21 protein-coding genes and 1 tRNA gene are annotated in these 20,719 nt (G+C 57.1%); 10 read left to right on the plus strand and 12 right to left on the minus strand.

The window, feature by feature from the left end:
- The first annotated feature begins 36 nt into the window (after positions 1 to 36).
- The gene (locus ACR0LY_RS02510) at positions 37 to 1,356 is read left to right on the plus strand and encodes an ATP-binding protein (RefSeq protein ID WP_170348850.1); all 1,320 of its coding nucleotides are present in this window, start codon (positions 37 to 39) and stop codon (positions 1,354 to 1,356) included.
- On the opposite strand, the gene ACR0LY_RS02515 is transcribed toward ACR0LY_RS02510, so the two are convergent.
- The 6 genes from ACR0LY_RS02515 to ACR0LY_RS02540 form a co-directional block, all read right to left on the minus strand.
- Positions 1,343 to 2,272 (minus strand): hypothetical protein, encoded by a 930-nt coding sequence (locus tag ACR0LY_RS02515; RefSeq protein ID WP_170348849.1) that lies wholly within the window; start codon positions 2,270 to 2,272, stop codon positions 1,343 to 1,345. The two genes, ACR0LY_RS02510 and ACR0LY_RS02515, sit on opposite strands and share 14 nt — an antisense overlap.
- A gap of 7 nt (positions 2,273 to 2,279) precedes the next feature.
- Entirely contained in the window at positions 2,280 to 3,593 is a 1,314-nt protein-coding gene (locus ACR0LY_RS02520; protein ID WP_170348848.1) for a TRAP transporter large permease, read from the minus strand.
- A 4-nt stretch (positions 3,594 to 3,597) separates the two neighbouring features.
- The gene (locus ACR0LY_RS02525) at positions 3,598 to 4,131 is read right to left on the minus strand and encodes a TRAP transporter small permease (RefSeq protein ID WP_170348847.1); all 534 of its coding nucleotides are present in this window, start codon (positions 4,129 to 4,131) and stop codon (positions 3,598 to 3,600) included.
- 69 nt (positions 4,132 to 4,200) lie between these two features.
- On the minus strand, positions 4,201 to 5,178 hold the full coding sequence (locus ACR0LY_RS02530; protein ID WP_170348846.1) for a TRAP transporter substrate-binding protein: 978 nt from the start codon (positions 5,176 to 5,178) through the stop codon (positions 4,201 to 4,203).
- A gap of 50 nt (positions 5,179 to 5,228) precedes the next feature.
- Positions 5,229 to 6,479 carry an NAD(P)/FAD-dependent oxidoreductase gene (locus ACR0LY_RS02535; protein ID WP_170348845.1) on the minus strand — a complete coding sequence of 417 codons (1,251 nt, stop codon included), beginning with the start codon at positions 6,477 to 6,479 and terminating at the stop codon, positions 5,229 to 5,231.
- Positions 6,476 to 7,609 (minus strand): enolase C-terminal domain-like protein, encoded by a 1,134-nt coding sequence (locus ACR0LY_RS02540; RefSeq protein ID WP_170348844.1) that lies wholly within the window; start codon positions 7,607 to 7,609, stop codon positions 6,476 to 6,478. The genes ACR0LY_RS02535 and ACR0LY_RS02540 overlap by 4 nt, the downstream gene beginning before the upstream one ends.
- Before the next feature lie 100 nt (positions 7,610 to 7,709).
- Between ACR0LY_RS02540 and ACR0LY_RS02545 the strand changes: the two genes are divergently transcribed.
- The 4 genes from ACR0LY_RS02545 to ACR0LY_RS02560 all read left to right on the plus strand — a co-directional run bounded on the left by ACR0LY_RS02545 (position 7,710) and on the right by ACR0LY_RS02560 (position 10,449).
- Positions 7,710 to 8,627, plus strand: a complete 918-nt coding sequence (locus ACR0LY_RS02545) for a LysR family transcriptional regulator (protein ID WP_170348843.1) — start codon at positions 7,710 to 7,712, stop codon at positions 8,625 to 8,627.
- 126 nt (positions 8,628 to 8,753) lie between these two features.
- On the plus strand, positions 8,754 to 9,464 hold the full coding sequence (locus ACR0LY_RS02550; protein ID WP_170348842.1) for an aspartate/glutamate racemase family protein: 711 nt from the start codon (positions 8,754 to 8,756) through the stop codon (positions 9,462 to 9,464).
- 295 nt (positions 9,465 to 9,759) lie between these two features.
- Positions 9,760 to 10,020: a hypothetical protein gene (locus ACR0LY_RS02555; RefSeq protein ID WP_170348841.1), complete on the plus strand. Its 261-nt coding sequence runs from the start codon at positions 9,760 to 9,762 to the stop codon at positions 10,018 to 10,020.
- Positions 10,021 to 10,278: 258 nt separating this feature from the next.
- Positions 10,279 to 10,449: a hypothetical protein gene (locus tag ACR0LY_RS02560; RefSeq protein ID WP_170348840.1), complete on the plus strand. Its 171-nt coding sequence runs from the start codon at positions 10,279 to 10,281 to the stop codon at positions 10,447 to 10,449.
- A 410-nt stretch (positions 10,450 to 10,859) separates the two neighbouring features.
- Here the strand turns inward: ACR0LY_RS02560 and ACR0LY_RS02565 are convergent.
- Positions 10,860 to 10,936, minus strand: a tRNA-Ile gene (locus ACR0LY_RS02565).
- Between the two features lie 107 nt (positions 10,937 to 11,043).
- Between ACR0LY_RS02565 and purM the strand changes: the two genes are divergently transcribed.
- The 3 genes from purM to rnd all read left to right on the plus strand — a co-directional run bounded on the left by purM (position 11,044) and on the right by rnd (position 13,952).
- Positions 11,044 to 12,090, plus strand: coding sequence for a phosphoribosylformylglycinamidine cyclo-ligase (gene purM / locus ACR0LY_RS02570; RefSeq protein ID WP_170348839.1), 1,047 nt, complete (start codon positions 11,044 to 11,046; stop codon positions 12,088 to 12,090).
- Positions 12,087 to 12,683 (plus strand): phosphoribosylglycinamide formyltransferase, encoded by a 597-nt coding sequence (gene purN, locus ACR0LY_RS02575; protein WP_170348838.1) that lies wholly within the window; start codon positions 12,087 to 12,089, stop codon positions 12,681 to 12,683. The genes purM and purN overlap by 4 nt, the downstream gene beginning before the upstream one ends.
- A 111-nt stretch (positions 12,684 to 12,794) precedes the next feature.
- Positions 12,795 to 13,952 (plus strand): ribonuclease D, encoded by a 1,158-nt coding sequence (rnd, locus tag ACR0LY_RS02580; protein ID WP_170348837.1) that lies wholly within the window; start codon positions 12,795 to 12,797, stop codon positions 13,950 to 13,952.
- A gap of 6 nt (positions 13,953 to 13,958) precedes the next feature.
- Here rnd and ACR0LY_RS02585 read toward each other — a convergent pair whose 3' ends face one another.
- Positions 13,959 to 14,459, minus strand: a complete 501-nt coding sequence (locus ACR0LY_RS02585) for a hypothetical protein (RefSeq protein ID WP_480640504.1) — start codon at positions 14,457 to 14,459, stop codon at positions 13,959 to 13,961.
- A 166-nt stretch (positions 14,460 to 14,625) separates the two neighbouring features.
- On the opposite strand from ACR0LY_RS02585, the gene ACR0LY_RS02590 reads away from it, so the two are divergent.
- Positions 14,626 to 15,036, plus strand: coding sequence for a SufE family protein (locus ACR0LY_RS02590; RefSeq protein WP_170348835.1), 411 nt, complete (start codon positions 14,626 to 14,628; stop codon positions 15,034 to 15,036).
- Positions 15,037 to 15,042: 6 nt separating this feature from the next.
- Here ACR0LY_RS02590 and ACR0LY_RS02595 read toward each other — a convergent pair whose 3' ends face one another.
- Together ACR0LY_RS02595 and ACR0LY_RS02600 are read right to left on the minus strand one after the other, a co-directional pair.
- Positions 15,043 to 15,708, minus strand: a complete 666-nt coding sequence (locus ACR0LY_RS02595) for a DUF1638 domain-containing protein (RefSeq protein ID WP_170348834.1) — start codon at positions 15,706 to 15,708, stop codon at positions 15,043 to 15,045.
- An 89-nt stretch (positions 15,709 to 15,797) separates the two neighbouring features.
- Positions 15,798 to 16,496 carry a corrinoid protein gene (locus ACR0LY_RS02600; protein ID WP_170348833.1) on the minus strand — a complete coding sequence of 233 codons (699 nt, stop codon included), beginning with the start codon at positions 16,494 to 16,496 and terminating at the stop codon, positions 15,798 to 15,800.
- A 290-nt stretch (positions 16,497 to 16,786) separates the two neighbouring features.
- Here ACR0LY_RS02600 and ACR0LY_RS02605 point away from each other — a divergent pair, with 290 nt between their 5' ends.
- Complete coding sequence (locus ACR0LY_RS02605) at positions 16,787 to 17,851, plus strand: PA0069 family radical SAM protein (protein WP_170348832.1); 1,065 nt, start codon at positions 16,787 to 16,789, stop codon at positions 17,849 to 17,851.
- Positions 17,852 to 17,899: 48 nt separating this feature from the next.
- On the opposite strand, the gene gltA is transcribed toward ACR0LY_RS02605, so the two are convergent.
- Entirely contained in the window at positions 17,900 to 19,195 is a 1,296-nt protein-coding gene (gltA, locus tag ACR0LY_RS02610) for a citrate synthase (protein ID WP_170348831.1), read from the minus strand.
- Between the two features lie 119 nt (positions 19,196 to 19,314).
- Complete coding sequence (gene gltX / locus ACR0LY_RS02615) at positions 19,315 to 20,715, minus strand: glutamate--tRNA ligase (RefSeq protein WP_170349413.1); 1,401 nt, start codon at positions 20,713 to 20,715, stop codon at positions 19,315 to 19,317.
- Positions 20,716 to 20,719 lie beyond the last annotated feature (4 nt).

Raw genomic sequence — 20,719 nt, forward strand, 5'->3', positions numbered from 1 at the left:
CTTTCTCTTGTCGTAACAGCCCGTTAGGTTTAGCGCATGTCCGCGCTTTGGCTCAAACACTATATGCCGCGCAGCCTCTATGCCCGTGCTGCACTGATCCTGGTCCTGCCGGTGGTCGTGGTGTTGCTGGTGGTGGGGGTCGCGTTCCTGCAAAAACATCTGGAAGACGTCACGGCGCAAATGACACGCGCTGCTTCGCGCGAAGTGATGTTGATCACGGAAGTCATGGAAGAGACGGAAACGCAACAACAGGCGATGGCGGCTGTTCGGCTTGACCTGCAAGCGCTTGAAATGAAGGCCCGGTTTCTGGGCATTAACGACGAACCAAAGGTTGGTCACCGCCGTTGGTACGATTTCATTGCACCCCAGGTCGAGGACGATCTGCGGGCCTTGCTTCCAGATTTGATTGCGGTTGCCTTGCCCAGCGGACAAGAGGCGCGGCTGTATCTGCAGACGGATCTGGGCATTCTACAGCTGACTTTTGATCGCCGTCGTCTGTCTCCGGTGGCGCCACACCAGTTGATCGTGACAATGGTGTTCTTTGCGGTTGTCATGACCACGATTTCTTTCCTGTATATGCGCAATCAATTGCGTCCGATCACTCGTCTGGCCGAGGCTGCGCAGGCCTTTGGTCGGGGCAGGGTGGTGCCGTATTCTCCCGGTGGGGCCATCGAAGTACGCGCGGCGGGCAGTGCTTTTCTGGATATGCGTGCCCGTATCGAGCGCCAGATGGAGCAGCGCACCATGATGCTGTCGGGGGTCAGTCACGATCTGCGCACACCGCTGACGCGTTTGAAACTTGGCCTTTCGATGTTGCCCGAGGATGAAGCAGCCCCTTTGCAGCAGGATGTCGATGAGATGCAATTGCTGCTGGATGCGTTCCTTGAGTTTTCGCGCGGTGCGGCCGAGGGCGCTCCGGAATCTGTCGATCCGAAGGTGCTGTTGGAGCAAATCGTCAAAGACGCGCGTCGTGCAGGGCATGAGGTCGATTTGATCTCGGTCGAGGGGGAAGGGACGGTCATGCTGCGTCCCACTGCCATGCGGCGCGCCGTGGAAAACCTGATTGGAAACGCCGTGCGGTATGGCAATCGCGCGGATGTCAGCCTGTCCATCACACCCAAATCCCTGCGTATCCGGGTCGAGGATGACGGGCCAGGAATTCCACCTGAACAGCGATCCGAAGCGGTCAAACCGTTCGCGCGCCTTGATCCGGCGCGCAATCAGAATCAGGGTACCGGAGTGGGGTTGGGCCTTGCCATCGTTTCAGATATCGCGCGGGCCCATGGGGGCGTGGTGCGTCTGAGCAAAAGTGAGCGGCTGGGCGGCCTCTGCGCTGACATTATCATCGGTCGCTAACGACCCTGTACATGCGCTGCATCACCAGCGGAGTCAGGTACATCGGAATTTGATAGGCCCCGATGAACACCATGATCGGCGCAGTAACCTCGGGCGCTAAAGCCACGAAGAACAGCGCGATATTGCGGTTGCCTGCGATCAGCGACACTGCCGTCGACGCGGCTGTGGGCATACGAAGCCGGGTCAGTCGAAAACAGACGACCTGAACGCCAAAATTGGCCGCGCAGGCGAAGGTAATCCAAAGGAACGCTCGTTTCGGATCGGTCAGGATGACCTCGCTGACTGAGGGCATCAGACCAATGACGAAGAGAGCCAATGTGATGTTGGCAAGGCCTTCGAGCGCACTTTCTGTTGTGGGCGATGGGTCTCGCAACAGCGTTTTGCGAATAGCGACTGCGGTCAGCGTCACCAGCAGGATTGTGATTAGCAGTTTTAACGCGGCCCAAAGCACCGTATCGAATCCGCCCAGTTGCGGCGCGAACCAGAAAACCGGGGCTATGGTCATTGGCAGTACTGCAGTACCGATCACCAAAAGGCGGAGCGCGTATTCAGATGGGTGCCCCATCATCCGACACATATTTGGGCTGCCAGCGATGGAGGGAGCCGCGGTCATGACCAACAAGGCAAACAGGGCGGGGGTGTCGAGCCACCCGCCCAATGCACCGACCGTCAGAACTGTCAGGGGCATCGCAAGCTGTAGACCAAGAACTACCAAGACAACGCGGGGCAGATCACGCAGTGATCCGAATATGCGCGCGGGCTCCATTCGTAGCACGGTGACGAACAGCAACAGCACAACCATCGGCGGCAACAGCGACCGCATCGGTTGCGCCAACCCCGGCAGCAGCAACCCCGACAAAAGGCCCGCCAACAGAACATACGGTCCGTGGCGGGCAGCGATGTGCAGCGGGTTCAAAGGCAGGCTACCCGGTTGGGCCTTGCCGCAGGTTATTCGGTAGCCAAGTGGCCAAATCCGGGAACCAGATCAGGACGAAAACCATAACAACCATGATCAGGAACATCGGAATCGCAGCACGGGCGATATAGCTCATTTCATGATTGGTCATGCCCTGCATCACAAACAGGTTGAACCCGATAGGCGGCGTGATTTGCGCCATTTCGACCACGACGACGATAAAGATACCGAACCAGATCAGGTCGATTCCGGCGTCGCGGATCATAGGCTCGACCACAGCCATGGTCAGCACGACCGAGGAAATGCCATCCAGAAAACACCCAAGGATGATGTAGAACACAAGCAGCACCATCAGCAGTTCGAACCGCGTCAGTTCCCATCCGGCAATCAGATCGGCCAGACCGCGTGGCAGGCCGGTAAAGCCCATCGACAGCGACAGGAAAGCCGCGCCCGCAAGGATCAATGCGATCATCGCGCTGGTGCGAGTGGCCCCCATGAGGCTTTCAGTGAACGTCTTCCAGTTCAACGAACCCTGACCAGCGGCGAGCAACAGCCCTCCGATCACACCAAAGGCGGCGGCCTCGGTCGCGGTGGCATATCCCAGATACATCGAACCGATGACCACGACGATCAACAGGATCACAGGCAGCAAAAAGCGCGAGTTCTTGATCTTCTCGGCAAAGGTCAGTTTGTTTTCCTGGTTCGGGTTCCAGTCCTTGCCGATTTTGGAATAGATCGCGACATAGCCCATGAACATGCAAGCCAGCACCAGACCCGGCAGGATGCCAGCAAAGAACAGCTTGGTAATCGATTCATTGATGGTGACGCCATAAACGATCAGCGTCAGCGAAGGCGGGATCATCAGGCCCAGCGTCGCAGCACCTGTCAGAGTGCCGATGATCATGCGTTCGGGATAATTGCGCTTGCGCAGTTCTGGGATCGACATCTTGCCAACCGTGGTCAGCGTCGCCGCGGACGAGCCCGACACGGCGGCAAAGACCGTACAGCCGACGATATTGGTATGCACCAGACCGCCGGGCAGGGGGGCCATCCACGGTGAAAGCCCCTTGAACATGTCTTCGGACAATCGCGTTCGATACAGGATTTCACCCATCCAGATAAACATCGGCAGCGCCGTCAGCGTCCATGAGGACGAGGCTGACCAGATGGTGGTGATCATGACGTCGCCGACGGGGCGAGTAGTGAACAGCTCCATCCCGACCCAGGCGACGCCCATCAGTGCCAGCCCGACCCAGACGCCGGTGCCCAACAGAGTGAATAGAACAAAGAGGAAGAGGATGATGATTGATGCGTTTTCCATGCTCTCACTCTCCGTGGCTTTGATCGGCAAGATCGCGGGTGATGCGGTGATCGCCGCGGAAGATCACGTGAATCAGATGATCAGTCAGGGCGATGGCCAGAATGACCGCGCCGATTAACATGGCCGATTGCGGTATCCAAAGCGCGGTTTTGTCCTGTCCCTGGCTGATATCGTTGAACTTCCAGCTCCAATAAACAAAGCGGTAGGCGTACCAGCAGAAGTACCACATGACGGCCGTGCCGATACCAAAACACCAAATCTCCAGCACCCGGCGAAATTTATCGGGCACCGCATTCAACAGGATCGACACGCGGATATGGCTGCCCCGGTTCAGCGCATTGGCAAAAGCCAGGAATGAGGCCGCGGCCATCGCATACCCGGCATAGTCGGGCGCGCCAGGGAATACCTCGCCGGTCCAACGGGCCAGCATCTGCACCACAATTAGAACCAGTATGGCGATAAGGCTCAACGCCGCTAGTACGCCTGCTGCCAGGTAGATGAAATCCAGTACGGACCGAAGCCCTCGTAACGCTGCCATACTGTCCCCGCTTTTCTTTTGGTTGGATAGAGAACGGGCGGCAGATCGCTGCCGCCCGCGTCCATTTGGTTATTGTTGTGCTTGGAAGGCGTCGACAATGGCTTTGCCTTCGTCCCCGGCGGCCTCGAGCCATTCATTGGTCATGGTTACGCCGATTTCTTTCAACTCGTTGGTCATCTGCTCGGACGCCGGACCAACGGTCATGCCGCCGTCACGCAAGCCTTGCAGGGTGAACCCGGTATATTCCTTGGCCCGCCAGTTCCCCGCATATTCCGCCAGTTCGGCGCAGGCTTTGATGACGTTCTTGTTCGCGTCAGACACGCCCGCCCAGATATCCGAGTTCACCATCACGTAGTTGCGCGGCAGCCAGGCATCTACTTCGTAGAAATAATCCAGGCTTTCCCAAACTTTGCGGTCATACCCGGTTGAGCCAGAAGATACCATGGAATCGGCAACGCCAGTGGCAAAGGCCTGGCTGATCTCGGCCGCTTCGATGGTCACCGGCAGCATTCCGGTCAGCTCGGCCAGACGTGACGTGGCGTTGTTGTACGAGCGGAACTTGATGCCTTTCATGTCAGCGACCGAGTTCACCTCGTCCTTAAAGTACAGCCCCTGCGGCGGCCACGGCACTGCATAAAGCAGCGTTAGGTTCTGTTCGGCCAACAGGTTCTCGATCGAGGGTTTTGCAGCATCCCAAAGCTTGGCGCTGTCGTCGAAAGACGTGGCAAGGAAGGGGATTGAATCAAATCCAAACAACGCGTTTTCGTTCTGGTGGCCGGACAGCAGACGCTCTCCAATAGGGGCCTGGCCGGTCTGAATGGCGCGTTTGATATCCGCCCCTTTGAACAGGGAACCCGAAGGGTGGGTGACAATCTCGATCTCGCCGCCGGTACCGGTGGTCACGCATTTGGCGAATTCAGCACCTGTGGCCGAATGGAAGTTCGACGCCGAATAGGCCATCGGCATGTCCCATTTTTCAGCTGCGACCGGCAGGGCTGCGGCAGCGGTCAGTGCGGTTGCTGCCATAAGGCTCGTCAGTTTTTTCATTTTAGTCTCCCAGTTGGTATTGATTCTGCCGATGTTGTTCACCGGCTTTGCTAATTTGCGTATCGCGACGGGGCGTAAACGCTGACATCCGTGTTCGGAAGTCTGCCCGCGATCATTTGCGCCAACAAACGCCCTGTTTTCGGCCCGCCCGTCAGACCGATGTGATGGTGGCCAAAACCCATATACGCGCCGTCAATCCCCGGAACTTCACCGATAACCGGTATCGAATCTGCGGGTGCGGGCCGGTGCCCCATCCATTCCACTTCATCCTTCCATGTCACACCCGGAAAAGCCGCCCGGGCATTCTTGCGCATCAATTCGAACGGCGCCTTCGAGGGTGGCGCGTCCAACCCGCCGAACTCGACAATCCCGGCCAGACGGATGCGACCCTCTAACGGAGTGGCGACGAATTTGCCTGACGCTACCATAACCGGGCTTTTCGGCATCGCGGAAGGTTCCACTAATTCAAGATGATACCCGCGTTCGCTTTCAAGAGGAACAGAAATGCCCAGCTGGTCAGCCAAGGGGCCGGACCAGACCCCCGCCGTTATAATCGCTGAGTCGCAGGGGATGGTTGTACCGCCTGCGCGCACACCTGTAACTTTGCCGTTGTCCCGAACCACGTCTTCGACTGCAGCGCGTATAACTTTGCCTCCATTGTCCTCGACATGGGCGGCCAGATCTTTGACATAGCGCCCCGGATCAGTGATGTGGCCATGATCGGCAAGCCGGGCGGCAAACCCGAGGTCTTTGCTGAAAATCGGGTCATAAGCGTGAAAGGCTTCGCCTTCTAATTCGTCCCACGCAAAACCATGCTTGCGCCGGATGTCCCAGCCAAGTGCATCACTCTCAAAATGTTTCCGGTTTTCGTAAAGGAACAGATAGTCGGACGGGACAATCCACTTCTCGGCCCCGGTGCCGTGCGCCAGTGTCTTATGGTCATTCAGGCTATCGCCGACAATAGGCGTCAGCGCAGCAGCAATGCGTTCAACGTCGCTCGCGTTGGCATGTTTCAGATAGCGCAGTAGCCATGGCAACAGCTTGGGCACGTATCCCCATTTCAAGAACAGTGGCTGGGACGGATCAAACAACATCCTTGGGGCCTTTTGCAGCAGCCCCGGAACCGTGACTGGAATGATCGAGCAGGAAGCCAGAACTCCGCCATTGCCGTGCGACGTACCCTCGCCAGGTCCAGCCTTGTCGATCAATATGACGTCATGCCCGTCACGTTGCAGCCAGACCGCTGTGGACACGCCAACAATACCGGCACCGATTATGGCAATGGTCTTGCGCTCACTCATGCCGCCACCGCCTTGGCCAAGGCATAGTGGTTCAGCTTGTCCAGATCCGGTCGGCCACCAATCCCGGGCATGTCCGGCACGATGACTTGCCCGTTCTGCACCACGAAGGGGTCTTCCAGAATGTCTTCTTTCAGGAAATACGATGCCTGATAGAACTCGCATCCCAGCTTTATTTCGGGTGTTGCAGCGATCATGTGGGTTCCGGCCAGATGCGCCAGACCAGCCTCGAACATATCTCCACCATAGGCGCTGAGCCCATGAGCCGCGGCGATGCGGGCCACAGTCTGACCCCGGCTAAGCCCACCGGACTTCATGATCTTGACCGACACGCCATCGCATATGCCTTCTCGCGCGGCACGCTCCATATCCTCAGGGCCAAACACGCTTTCGTCGGCCAGCAGGGGCAGGTCGATCTGACCTCGCAGTTTGGCCATCATGCCATAGTGATGCGCCCGCACTGGTTGTTCGATGAAATCGGGTTTGAATTGAGCAACATCGCGTACCTGAGCAGGAGCATCCTCGATAGACAGACCTTGATTGTAATCCACGCGCACAGAAAACTCGGGGCAATGTTGCGCCAGATGTTCAAGCCGCATGATGTCGAACGCATGGTCCTTGAACCCGGTCTTCAGCTTGACGATGCGAACCCCGTCCTCGCGCAATTGCTCGAGTAGCGCAATGTCCTGCGCGAAATCAGGATTGGCGATCGAACAACTCAGCGGAATCGAGTCCCGGCATTTGCCACCCATCAGTGCCCAGACCGGCACGCCGCTGATACGCCCTGTCAGATCCAGCAAGGCGGTTTCCAGTGCGGCCTTGGCCTCGGTGCAATGTGCGACGGCATAGGCGGCCTTGGCCATGATCCCAGCCCGATCTGCCACACGTGACCCAACAACCAACGGCCGGAAATAACGATCCAGCGCTGCGTAAGTTGCTTCGGGTGTTCCGGTAAAAACCGACCATGGCGACGCTTCGCCAAATCCTTCTGATCCGCCCTCTGAGGTCAGGCGCAAGATCACAATTTCGCAGCTGCCTTCGACCGAGCCGATTCCATGATCACGCCGTGATGTAACAGGCAGTTCAAGGTGCCAAAGGTCAAACCCTGTGATGGTTTGGTTCAAGTCGGTCATTGGTCCTCCGGTCGTTCGGGGGAACCGTGCCGCGATAGCTATATCATTTCAAATACTATATTGTGGCAAGGGTATCAGAAAAAATGATGTGGGAATGTCAATGTCTTTAAGGTTTCGGCAATTGCAGGCGTTTCACGCGATTATGGAGACGGGAACGGTGACAGGGGCGGCTTCGGTTCTGGGGATATCACAACCCGGGATCAGTAATCTTCTAGCTCAACTAGAACGCGAAGCTCGTCTGCCGCTGTTTGAACGCAACAAGGGCCGTCTGTTACCAACCCCCGAAGCTGATTTGCTGTACCGCGAGGTGGACACCGTCGTGCGTGGGCTGGATCACGTGGCGCAGGCCGTGACGGATTTGCAGAACAAGCATCCCGGTCAGCTGCAAGTGGCCGCACCGCACATGCTGTCGTTTGGATTCATGCCAAGGGAAATCGCGCGTTTCGCCGCCAGCCGCCCCAATCTGTCGGTCAGTTTTCAATCGCAATACTCGTCCAAGATTCAGGAATGGGTGATCTCGGGCCTGTTCGAGGTCGGCATTGTCGAGGTGCCAATTCTGCACGATACGCTCAATGCTCAGGTGTTCCGCTTTGAAACCGTGGCCACATTTCCCGAAGGCAGCCATTTGGCCCAATACGACGTGCTGACCCCTGAGTTGCTAGAGAACGAGCCCTTTATCGTGATGGGCCCCGAGCATCAGACCTATCGTGGGACACGGGATGTTTTTCAAGCGGCGCACCGGACTTGGCGCACGCAAATTCATACACATCTGTCCGAAAACCTGCTGAGCTTTGTCAAACAGGGCATGGGGGTTGCAGTCATCGACCCCTTTACCGTCGCCTTTGATACTGAGCGCGGATATCAGACCCGCCCATTTCGGCCCGCGGTGACGTTGGAACTGGCGATTATCACCGCCAAAGGGCGTCCTTTGTCGACCATCGCGCGGGAGTTTCTGGACCAACTTGTGCCCGCGATGGCGTCTTTTTCCACCAACGCGCATGGCGGCGACAGCGTTTGAATGCCAAGCGCTCAGTTTTTGCCTATTGACCTTTATCCGGTCTGTGCAAACTCTGCCCACGTCGTCGCGTTTCGAATGGCGAACAGACCCCTGCAGAACGTGTCCGGAAATGAAAAGGTTTGAGGAATGATCGCAACTGGTGGCAAATCACTTTACGGCGCATCGGTGGGTATCCTGATGCTGGACGCACGCTTTCCCCGCATTCCCGGCGACATGGGCAACGCGCTGACTTGGCCGTTTCCGGTGCATTTCCGCATTGTCCGGAACGCCTCACCCGATCTGGTGGTGCGTCGTGGAGCGCAGGGGATGCTGGACGCCTTTGTCGATGCCGCGCGCGAGCTGGTTGACGAGGGCGTCGACGGGATCACCACCAATTGCGGGTTCCTGTCGCTGTTTCAGAAAGAGCTGTCTCAGGCGGTCCCGGTGCCCGTTGTCACATCCTCGCTGATGCAGGTCGAAATGGTGAACAAGGTATTGCCTGCGGGCAAACGGGCAGGGGTGCTGACTATCTCGGCCTCGACCCTGACCGAGGCCCATCTGCGCAGCGCACAGGTGCCAGAGGGCACGCCCATCGGCTCGACCGAGGGCGGGCAGGAATTCACGCGCGCGATCTTGGATAATGAACTGACGCTGGACGTAGACAAGGCCCGCGCCGACAATGTCGAGGCCGCCCTGGCGATGAAAGAGGCCCATCCCGACCTCGGCGCGTTGGTGCTGGAATGCACAAACATGTGCCCCTACGCGGCCGATATTCAATCGGCGACGGGGCTGCCGGTGTATTCCATCGTCTCTCTGGTCAGCTGGTTTCAGGCAGGGTTAAGGCCGCCGGTTTACTGAGTGGCTAACGCTGAGCGGCGACGTGTTTTGCATCCATTCAACGCGCTACGTGCCCGTGCAAGTTAAACGATGAATTTCACGCGGATTCGACACCTCGAGTCGGTTTTATTGGCGTAATTGCCGTAGTAAATCTTCTTCACTTTGCAGGATTTTCTAGTGGCCGGTGCCGGCACTTGGAGACGTCAGTCGCGCGATCACAGATCACGCGAATGAGATATTGCAGATGATAAGATGATGCAAATTTTTGGTCTAAAGCACCGATCGACCCGTATTCCTTTTGTAATGGGAGGAAGTCATGACCAATAGTTTCGACGTAAAATCGACGTGGGATTCGGTAATGGATGAGACCAAGAACCCACTCAAGAAATACTCTCTATCTACAGCGCATATGCTGATGCAGATGTTGGCGTGGATGTGGAGTGCAATTTTTTCACTTATGATTGGCAGCTATTTCGTTTTCGGAATCACTGCGGTGGGCCACATGCTGCTGATTGGTGGATTGTTTGTAACGTTAGCCGTTTTCCAAAAAGCCGAAGCGGCTGATCCCAAAGAGTGACCTTGCCTCCCCCCAATGATGGGGAGCCATCGTAATCCGGGGCATTTGGTCCAATCCCTGACGTGCTCCGAATAGCCTACACTACCCCAAACTGTCGCCGCGTTGTTTGTAAAGGTACATCTCCGAACAACGCGGTTTTTTTGGTTAGGGAATGCATGTGAAGGCTCTGCAGTCGAGTAAGGCGTTTTGTATCCACTAAACTTGAGGCGATTTTTTATCTTATAGTGACGAAATGTTTTTCGCGGTCGGGGATTAGCAATGGACAACACTGTATTATATTTTTTAGTTGGCATTTTTGTCGTTGGGCTTTTGACGCTCGGCTATTACTCAAGAAGTAGCGGCGCATTGATATCTATTGTGATCGTGATTGGCGTAATTGCCTCGGTAATAGCCTATCTTGGTGGTTATTTTGGTGAGCCTCCAAATTAGAAATCCTACTGAGCATCGAAAGCAGCGAGTGATCCAGCGCCTGCGTTGCCGCGTATCCTTTTTGTCCCTTTAGTCTGGGCAACCCCTGACCAGACTATGGCCCGCGTTGCTCGCCATCCCAGATTTGGGCAACGCGGGCACTGTTAATCCAGTTCTTAAGGTAATCCGCATCGTATTTTTCCCCAACTGCGCACAGTGTAGGCCATTTAAGTATCCTTCAGGTCAGCCGGGGATCTTTGGGTTCTAGGGGTATCTAGCTTCTTGATACGATTGACCGGCCGGGCAAGTGATTTCTGGTCTATCAGTAATGCGTGTTGTTCTGGCTCGGTCTGATCCGACTTTGGATCACGCAACAACCACAGAAACAGCGTTCCCTTGCTTGCCTTCTGAAAACCAGTTTTGCGGTGTTTTGGTAGGCCCGGCAGGACTTGAACCCGCAACCAAAGCGTTATGAGCGCTCTGCTCTAACCAATTGAGCTACAGGCCCGCCTGAGCGCTTTGAGTATCACGGTGAACGGCCGCGTCAAGCCTGACCGTTGCAAGATGCCCAACAATCGACTAACCCGCGCGGGAACCATTCATAAGGGGCTGGCCATGACGACGGGCAAGAACGGAATCACCTATGCCGATGCAGGCGTTGATATTGATGCGGGGAACGCTCTGGTCGACCGGATCAAGCCTGCGGCCAAGCGCACCAACCGCTCGGGCGTGATGAGCGGTCTGGGCGGGTTCGGTGCCTTGTTCGATCTGAAAGACGCCGGATATCATGACCCGATTCTTGTGGGCGCGACCGACGGTGTGGGCACCAAGCTGCGGATTGCCATTGATACCGGAGTGGTCGACGGTGTGGGTATCGACCTGGTGGCAATGTGCGTCAACGACCTGATCTGTCAGGGGGCCGAGCCGCTGTTCTTCCTGGACTATTTCGCCACGGGCAAGCTGGACACCGACACCGCCGCGCGGATCATCGAAGGTATTGCCGAGGGCTGTGTGCAGTCTGGTTGCGCCCTGATCGGCGGTGAAACGGCCGAGATGCCGGGCATGTATCCCGATGGCGATTTCGATCTGGCTGGCTTTTCGGTCGGCGCGATGGAGCGTGGCGCACACCTGCCTGCGGGTGTGCAGCGGGGCGACGTGCTTCTGGGGTTGGCCTCGAACGGGGTGCATTCCAACGGCTATTCGCTGGTGCGCAAGCTGGTTGAAATCTCGGGTCTGGGCTGGGATGCCGCATCGCCTTTTGGCGACGGGTCGCTGGGTGAGGCGCTGCTGACGCCGACGCGGTTGTACGTGAAACCCGCCCTGCAGGCGATCCGGGCAGGGGGCGTACACGCGCTGGCCCATATCACCGGCGGCGGTCTGACCGAAAACCTGCCGCGCGTGCTGCCAGAGGGGTCGGGTGCGGAGATCGACTTGAACGCCTGGGACCTGCCGCCCGTCTTCCGCTGGATGGCGGAAACCGGTGGTATCGTCGAGGCCGAGATGCTGAAGACCTTCAACTGCGGCATTGGCATGATTGTCGTCTGCGCCGAAGACCGCGCCGATGAACTGGCCGCTCTACTGGCCGAGGCCGGAGAAGCAGTTGCTCGCATCGGCACCGTGACCGACACGCCCGGCATGGACTATTCGGGCAAACTGTTGTGAGTCACAAGCGCGTCGCCATCCTGATTTCGGGGGGTGGGTCCAACATGGTGTCGCTGGTCGACAGCATGGTCGGCGATCACCCGGCACGCCCGTGTCTGGTTCTGTCGAATGACGCTACGGCGGGCGGGCTGAAAAAGGCCGCGGACCGTGGCATCCCGACGGCTGCGGTAGATCACCGCCCCTTCAAAGGCGACCGCGCTGCGTTTGAAGCAGAGCTGCTGAAGCCTTTGGAAGAGGCGCAACCGGATATTGTCTGTCTTGCGGGGTTCATGCGTGTTCTGACCGGTGATTTCGTTTCCCGCTTTCAGGGGCGGATGCTGAATATCCACCCCTCACTGCTGCCGAAATACAAAGGCCTCAACACCCATGCTCGCGCGATCGAGGCCGGGGATGCCGAACATGGATGTTCGGTTCACGAGGTTACGGCAGCGCTGGATGACGGCCCGATCCTGGGGCAGGCGCGGGTAAACATCGAAGCCGGTGACACGCCCGACGCTTTGGCTGCTCGTGTGCTGGTTTGGGAGCATAAACTTTATCCTGCAGTGTTGCGCCGTTACGCCAGTGGCGACCGGACTCCGGTGTTGCTGCCCTGAACGTCCCAGAGTGATTTACACGCGTGTTAAAATCGGCCTATGGTCTGCACTACGGCTAGGTACGGAAGAGACGATCAGCCGAAGAAAACAAGAGCAAGAACAGCACCGCGCATGAAAACCCTGACAACGACGCAAGAGCTGGCCAATTTCTGCGAGGCCGCGGCGGAATATGACTATGTCACCGTAGATACCGAGTTTCTGCGCGAACGGACCTATTATTCAAAGCTTTGCCTGATACAGCTGGCCGTTCCGTCTGATGACGAAGACAGCGCGGTTCTGGTCGATCCGCTGGCTGATGGATTGTCTCTGGACCCGCTTTATGAGCTGTTCGGCAACGACGATGTGGTCAAGGTCTTCCATGCCGCGCGTCAGGATCTTGAAATTTTCTGGGTCGAAGCAGGTGTCTTTCCGAAACCGCTGTTCGACACGCAAGTTGCAGCAATGGTTTGTGGCTTCGGTGAGCAGGTGGGGTATGAAACGCTGGTGCGCAAGATCTGCAAGCAGGGGGTCGACAAGACCTCGCGGTTTACCGATTGGTCCCGCCGCCCACTATCCGAGGCGCAAAAGACCTATGCGCTGGCGGATGTCACCCATCTGCGCCAAATCTATGAATATCTCGCAGCGCAATTGCAAAAATCGCAGCGCAGTCATTGGGTGGCAGAGGAGTTGCGCACGCTGACCCATCCTGCGACCTATGACATTCACCCCAAAGATGCATGGAAACGTGTAAAGACCCGGACGAATTCGGCCAAATTTCTGGCCGTGGTGCGCGAACTGGCGCAGTTTCGCGAGGCTTATGCGCAGGAAAACAATGTGCCGCGCAGCCGGGTCTTCAAGGATGATGCGCTGATCGAGCTGGCATCAACCAAGCCCAAATCGCCCTCGGATCTGGGCGGCTCGCGCTTATTGCTGCGCGAGGCCCGAAAGGGCGCGATTGCCGATGGTATTCTAAGCGCCGTCAAAAAAGGGGTGAATTGCCCTGCGGATCAGCTGCCGCAAGTCGACAACAGCCGGGACAAACTGAAGGTGAACCCGGCTCTGGCGGATTTGCTGCGGGTGTTGTTGAAATCGAAAACCGAAAGCTCGGGCGTGGCAGCCAAACTAATCGCCACCAGCTCGGAATTGGATCAGATCGCAGCGGGTGAGCGGGAACTGCCTGCGATGTCAGGTTGGCGGTTTGAGGTGTTCGGCGAAGACGCCTTGAAACTGTGTGAAGGTAAAATCGCGCTGGCGGCCAAAGGTCAGAACGTCAAAGTTGTATCGCTTTAGCGCCGATTAACGGCGCCGCGATTCCAATGCGTTCTGCTGCCCTACAACCCGCACCAGACGAGTTTTTTCCAAGTCTTTCTTGCTGATATTGATTGCGTCGGACACCATTCGAGACCGTTCGGTTCCCGTATTCGTTGCGCGCGCGGGATAGGTTACCCGGAAAGTGAACTCCAAAACGCCGTTCTTCTGGTTTTCTTCACTGTCTACGCGAACCAGTCGAGCGTCATAAGCACCTTGCCGGATTGCCGTCCCCGAGGCGTAGACGATTGCACCGTTCGGGGTCGGCTCAATCCTCAATTCATCAATCTTGGCGATCGGAACGCTTGTATCCTCGGGGGTTGGCCTTGAGAGCAACCCACCGCCTTCCCTTGTTTCGGGCACAAGAGCGTTCGCGTCATAGGTCGCTGTTTCCGGCGGCGGGGCTGACGTGCTTGAACCGAACCAGTTGGACGGGTTCACCCGTGACTCGCGCCAGCTGTTGCAGGCAGACAGGGCCAGGGTAGCCACCAAGAGAACAGTAAATGATTTTTGCATGGTCCCAACGTCCAGAGCTGTAAGTCCAGCAATGGGTTATCGCAATTTCTGTTGATTGAAAAGCCGCGTAGGGGGGTGGACAGGCATAGATCAGAGGCATAGTTCACAATTGTGATTGCAACGAAAGGACCGCCGCGACATGGCAACGCCTGCCTTTGAAGAGATCGTCGAGGATTTCGAATTTCTGGAGGACTGGGAAGACCGGTACCGCCACGTCATCGACCAGGGCAAAGCGATGGAGCCGCTGGAGGACGCACTAAAAGTGCCGGCCACCAAGGTCCACGGCTGCGCAAGCCAGGTCTGGTTGCACCCGATCATCGAAGATCGGGTTTTCCGGTTCGACGGGGACAGCGATGCGCTGATCGTACGCGGTCTGATCGCGGTATTGCGTTCCTTATATAACGGGTTGCCCGTCAGCGAAGTCCCCAAGGTGGACGCAGGCGGAGAGCTGGCGCGCTTGGGTCTGAATGATCACCTTTCTGCTCAGCGATCGAACGGGTTGCGGGCAATGATTGAACGCATCCGCGAAGTGGCGCAGGAAAACGCCTGACGCTATTCAGGCTTTCGGCTTACGTTTTGCCCAATCGGTCAGGGTGGTTTCCAAATCGCCATAGCCGGTCAGGCGACGTTCGAATTCCAAACCCATCCGCTCGGCACATTCACGGGCACGGGCCGTCAGGTCCGGATCGTCGATTTGCGCCTGATAGACCAGCTTGGTGTAGTTGCCGAAATACATGCTAAGCAACTCGGGGTGTCGGTCCAGCCCCAGCGGCTTCCACACAAAGGCATCGAACTGCCGGGCCAGAAAATCGGTCAGGTAAAAGGCGGTGGTTTCCTCATCACCATGTGCTTCAAACGCCTGATTTCCTTCGAAGAAGGAATAACAATGGGGGCCTTTGACCATCTCGACGCCCAGGTCTTCGCAGGCTTGCTGCAGCAGGCCACCCGTTCCGCAATCGGCATAGACCACAAAGATCTGGTCATAGTCGTCACGGTGTTTGGCGACGGCCTCCTGTACCGCCGGAATGATCTTGTCAGGCTGGATGTGAAAAATCGCGGGCAGGCAGGTCAGCGCCATGTGATCCCAGCCATTGCGTTGCTTCAGGTCCAGAATCTCACGCGCCAGCGCGCCACAGGCCAACAGCAGGATGCGCCCGTGCTCACCGGATTGGTAGCCCTTGGTCGTCAGGCTGGCATCGTCTGGCAATTTTTCCTGCTGCATTGGGTGCCTCTCGGATTCTACGCGACTGTCAGTGTAACAAAAAAGGCCGCCCGAAACCCGGACGGCCCCAGAATAACCTGCGCGTCCGGTTAGCCGGCCAGTTGGTTGTGCTTGCGCGAGACGAAATCCTTGGCGGTTTCAACCGCAACGGCTGCGTCACGGCAATAAGCATCCGCACCGATGGCTTTGCCGAATTCCTCGTTCAGCGGCGCGCCGCCAACCAGAACGATATAGTCTTCGCGCTTACCTTGTTCGACCAGCGTGTCGATCACGACCTTCATGTAAGGCATGGTCGTGGTCAGCAGGGCGGACATGCCCAGAATATCTGGCTCTTCGGTTTCAAGCGCTTCCAGATAGTTTTCAACCGGGTTGTTGATGCCGATATCGACCACTTCAAAGCCAGCGCCCTCCATCATCATCGACACAAGGTTCTTGCCGATGTCGTGGATGTCGCCTTTGACCGTACCGATCACCATCTTACCCACGCGCGGCGCGCCGGTTTCGGCCAGCAGCGGCTTGAGGATAAACATACCGCCCTTCATGGCGTTTGCAGCCAGCAGAACCTCGGGCACGAAAAGAATACCGTCGCGGAAGTCGTGGCCCACGATGGTCATGCCACCGACCAGAGCCTTGGTCAGGATGTCGTAAGGTGTCCATCCGCGTTCAAGCAGGATGTTCACACCTTCTTCGATCTCTTCTTTCAGGCCGTCATAAAGATCGTCGAACATCTGCTCGACAAGTTCGTCGTCATTCAGTTCGGACAGGACGATGTCTTCTTCTTCAGACATGGGGCGTTTCCCTGAGCTGTGCGAGCCATAGGCTCGTGGTGGCATTTTTTCCGTTTTGGCCAAAACGTCGCAGTTTGACTGTGACGATTGCGACCTCAGTCGTTTCGGGACCGACCTATACGTCAAATTTTCGCGTCTCTCGACAGAATTATCTGCAAGATGATCCTGCATCTGGTTCATTTTACTGGTGGATAACCACGCGGTTGATACCTGCGCGGCCTCGAATGCTGTGCTTGCGAGTATTCGGGATTGCCGTTATACCCAATCAAAGGAACATAACGAGAACAAACATGGTTGCACCGCATATTCGCGGCCGAGGAGCCGCCACAAATACCGCTGGACGGTTCGAACAATTCGACACCATCCCTTGCGACGATGGCTGGGATATCGACGAGGACCTGCCGCCTTTGCGAACCGATGTTCGGGACGAGGTCGCGCGCAGCCTGATTACCTATAACCGTTCGCCGGATTTGCCGTTTGATCGCTCGATCAACCCGTATCGCGGGTGTGAGCATGGTTGTGTCTACTGTTTCGCCCGCCCGAGCCATGCCTATCTTGGGCTATCGCCGGGGCTGGATTTCGAAACCCGCCTGATCGCGCGGCCAAACGCAGCGGATATCCTGCGCAAGGAGTTGTCGGCCAAAGGGTACAAGGTTGCACCCATTGCCTTGGGTACCAACACGGACCCTTACCAACCGATTGAGAAAACCCACGCGATTACAAGAGGCTGTCTGTCGGTTCTGCAAGAATTCAATCACCCCATCGCCATCGTCACCAAGGGGGCCTTGGTCGAACGGGACTTGGACATCCTGGCGCACATGGCTCAGCAAGGGTTGGTGCGGGTCGGGATATCCCTGACCACTCTGGATGCTAATCTGTCCCGTCGGATGGAGCCGCGCGCGCCCTCACCACAGCGCCGATTGGCCATGATACGCCGCTTGACCGAAGCTGGGGTGCCGGTGCGGGTCATGACGTCTCCCATAGTGCCTGGTCTGACGGATCATGAGTTGGAACACCTGCTTGAGGCGGGGCGTGAGGCGGGCGCGGATGCTGCCAGTTGGATCATGTTGCGCTTGCCGCGTGAAGTATCGACGTTGTGGCAGGAGTGGTTGCAGGATCACGAACCCGCGCGGGCGGAAAAGATCATGTCCAAGCTGCGCGAAATGCACGGGGGCAGGGACTATGACCCGCGCTGGGGCCACCGGATGCGGGGTGAGGGTGAATATGCTGGGTTGATTGCCAAACGGTTTGCCTTGGCGGTCAAGCGCCTAGGCCTTGTAACGCGGACACCGCCCCTGCGATGCGACCTGTTTGCCCGCCCGGCTCAGATCGGCGATCAGTTGAGCCTACTATGAAAGAAGCCCCGGACGCAGGTCCGGGGCTTAAGCATTTCATCGCTGCAATCAGCGGTTTTCGATATCCACGTAATCACGCATGGTTTCGCCCAGATACAGCTGGCGCGGACGACCGATCTTGTTCTGTGGATCGGCGATCATCTCTTTCCATTGGCTGACCCAGCCAACGGTGCGCGACAGGGCGAAGATCGGCGTGAACATCGAGGTTGGGAAACCCATCGCCTCGAGGATGATGCCCGAATAGAAGTCCACATTCGGGAACAGCTTTTTCTCGGCGAAATACGGATCTTCCAGCGCTTCTCGCTCAAGCTCTTTGGCGACCTGCAGTTTTGGATTGTCTTCGATGCCCAGCAGATCCAGCACTTCGTCAGCGGATTGCTTCATCACCTTGGCGCGCGGGTCAAAGTTCTTGTAGACGCGGTGGCCAAAGCCCATCAGGCGGAACGGATCATCCTTGTCCTTGGCGCGGGCAATGTATTCAGGGATGCGATCCACTGAACCAATCTCTTCCAGCATCTCCAGACACGCTTGGTTGGCGCCACCATGGGCCGGACCCCACAGACAGGCGATACCGGCCGCGATACAGGCAAACGGGTTCGCACCCGAGCTTGAAGCCAGACGCACGGTCGAGGTCGAAGCGTTCTGTTCATGATCCGCGTGCAGGGTAAAGATGCGGTCCATCGCGCGGCTGAGGATCGGGTTAACATCATACTCTTCGGCCGGAACGCTGAAGCACATGCGTAGGAAGTTCGACGCATAGTCCAGGTCGTTGCGCGGATACACGAAGGGCTGACCGGTGTGATACTTGTATGCCCAGGCTGCGATGGTCGGCATCTTGGCGATCAGACGGTGCGACGCAATCTCGCGCTGACGTGGGTCATGAATATCTGTCGAGTCATGATAGAAAGCCGACATTGCACCGACGACGCCAACCATGATTGCCATAGGATGCGCATCGCGACGGAACCCGCGATAGAAATACTGCATCTGTTCGTGCATCATGGTGTGGCGAGTGATCGTGGTCTCGAACTTCTCCAGATCTTTTGCGACTGGCAGCTCTCCGTACAGCAACAGGTAGCACACTTCGAGGAAGTGCGATTTCTCGGCCAGTTGGTCGATCGGATAGCCGCGGTGCAACAGTTCACCCTTATCGCCGTCAATATAGGTGATGGTGCTGTCGCAGCTGGCTGTCGAGGTGAAGCCCGGATCATAGGTGAACACACCCGCATCACTGTACAGTTTGCGAATGTCGATCACATCCGGGCCAACGGTTGGCGAGTGAACCGGCAACTCGTAATTTTCACCATGTACGGTAAGAGTGGCTGTTTTTTTGCTGTCGGTCATCGTTGTCCCTTCTTCGTTCATGAGCACGCCGGGTGAGCGGCCTGCGCGCGGTCAGCGGTCACACACCAAAGTGTTGACCGGTCGTAACGAAGCAGCGTTACCTGAATATTAAGCCAGGGTCATTTTGCTGCGTCGGAAAGCCGTGCCAAGGTTTCTTCACGCCCCAGCACAAGCATCATGTCAAACACCGAAGGAGTCACTGCCCGACCCGCCAAAGCCGCCCGCAAGGGCCCAGCCAGCTTGCCGAACTTGATGCCTTTCGCTTCTGCAAAGGCATTGAGGGTTTCCTCCAGTTCGTTCCGCAACCAGCTAGCATTTTGCACATGCGGCGTCAATTCACTTAGTATACCGTCGGATACTGTTTGCAGTGATTTTGCCGCTTTCTCATCCGGCTCAATCGGGCGGGAAATCAGCGCAAAGTGTGCTTTTTCAAGCAATTCCGGGAAAGTTCGGGCGCGATCCTTCAGACAATACATTGCACGTTCAAGAACACTAGATTGTGTCTGAGTGAGAGCAGGAAGGCCCGCCGCATCCAGATAAGCTTCGATTTCATGCCGCAGCGCAGCATCATCAGACATCGCGATATGCTGACCGCAGAGATTCTCAAGCTTTTTCAGATCAAAGCGGGCCGGACTTTTGCCGATTCCGTCCAAATCAAACCACTCTTTGGCCTGCTCGTCGGTAAAAAACTCATCGTCGCCGTGGCTCCAGCCCAAACGCGCGAGATAGTTGCGCATGCCAGCGGCAGGATAGCCCATCGCCTGATATTCCTGTGCGCCCAAGGCACCGTGACGCTTCGACAGTTTCTTACCGTCTGGCCCGTGAATCAGCGGGATATGTGCCCATACCGGAACGTCCCAGCCCATCGCCTCGTAGATCATCATCTGGCGTGCGGCGTTGTTGAGGTGATCGTCGCCCCGGATCACGTGCGTCACGCCCATGTCGTGATCATCCACCACCACAGCCAGCATATAAACCGGTGTTCCGTCCGAGCGCAAAAGGACCATGTCGTCCAGCTGATTGTTGCGAATGGTCACATCCCCCTGCACCTGATCGCGGATCACGGTGGCGCCGTCCTGTGGGGCCTTGATACGGATTACAAAAGGTGCATCGGGATGGGTTGCCGGATCAGCGTCACGCCAAGGGCTGCGAAACAGGGTGGACTTGCCGTCGGCCCGAGCTTGCTCACGAAAGGCTGCAATTTCATCCTGGGTTGAAAAACACTTATAGGCTTTACCTTCGGCCAGAAGCTGGTGAGCGACTTCGGCATGGCGTGTGGCACCCTCAAACTGGCTGATTACATCACCATCGTGGTCTAGGCCAAGCCATTCCATACCTTGCAGAATTGCGGCTGTCGCCTCAGGCGTCGAGCGTTCGCGATCTGTGTCTTCGATCCGCAGCAGGAACTTACCGCCACGACCACGAGCATAGAGCCAGTTGAACAACGCAGTGCGGGCACCGCCGATATGCAAAAAACCGGTGGGCGAGGGGGCGAAACGGGTGACGACCTGATCGGACATTGTG

The organism is Ruegeria sp. BC5 (genome assembly GCF_056539205.1).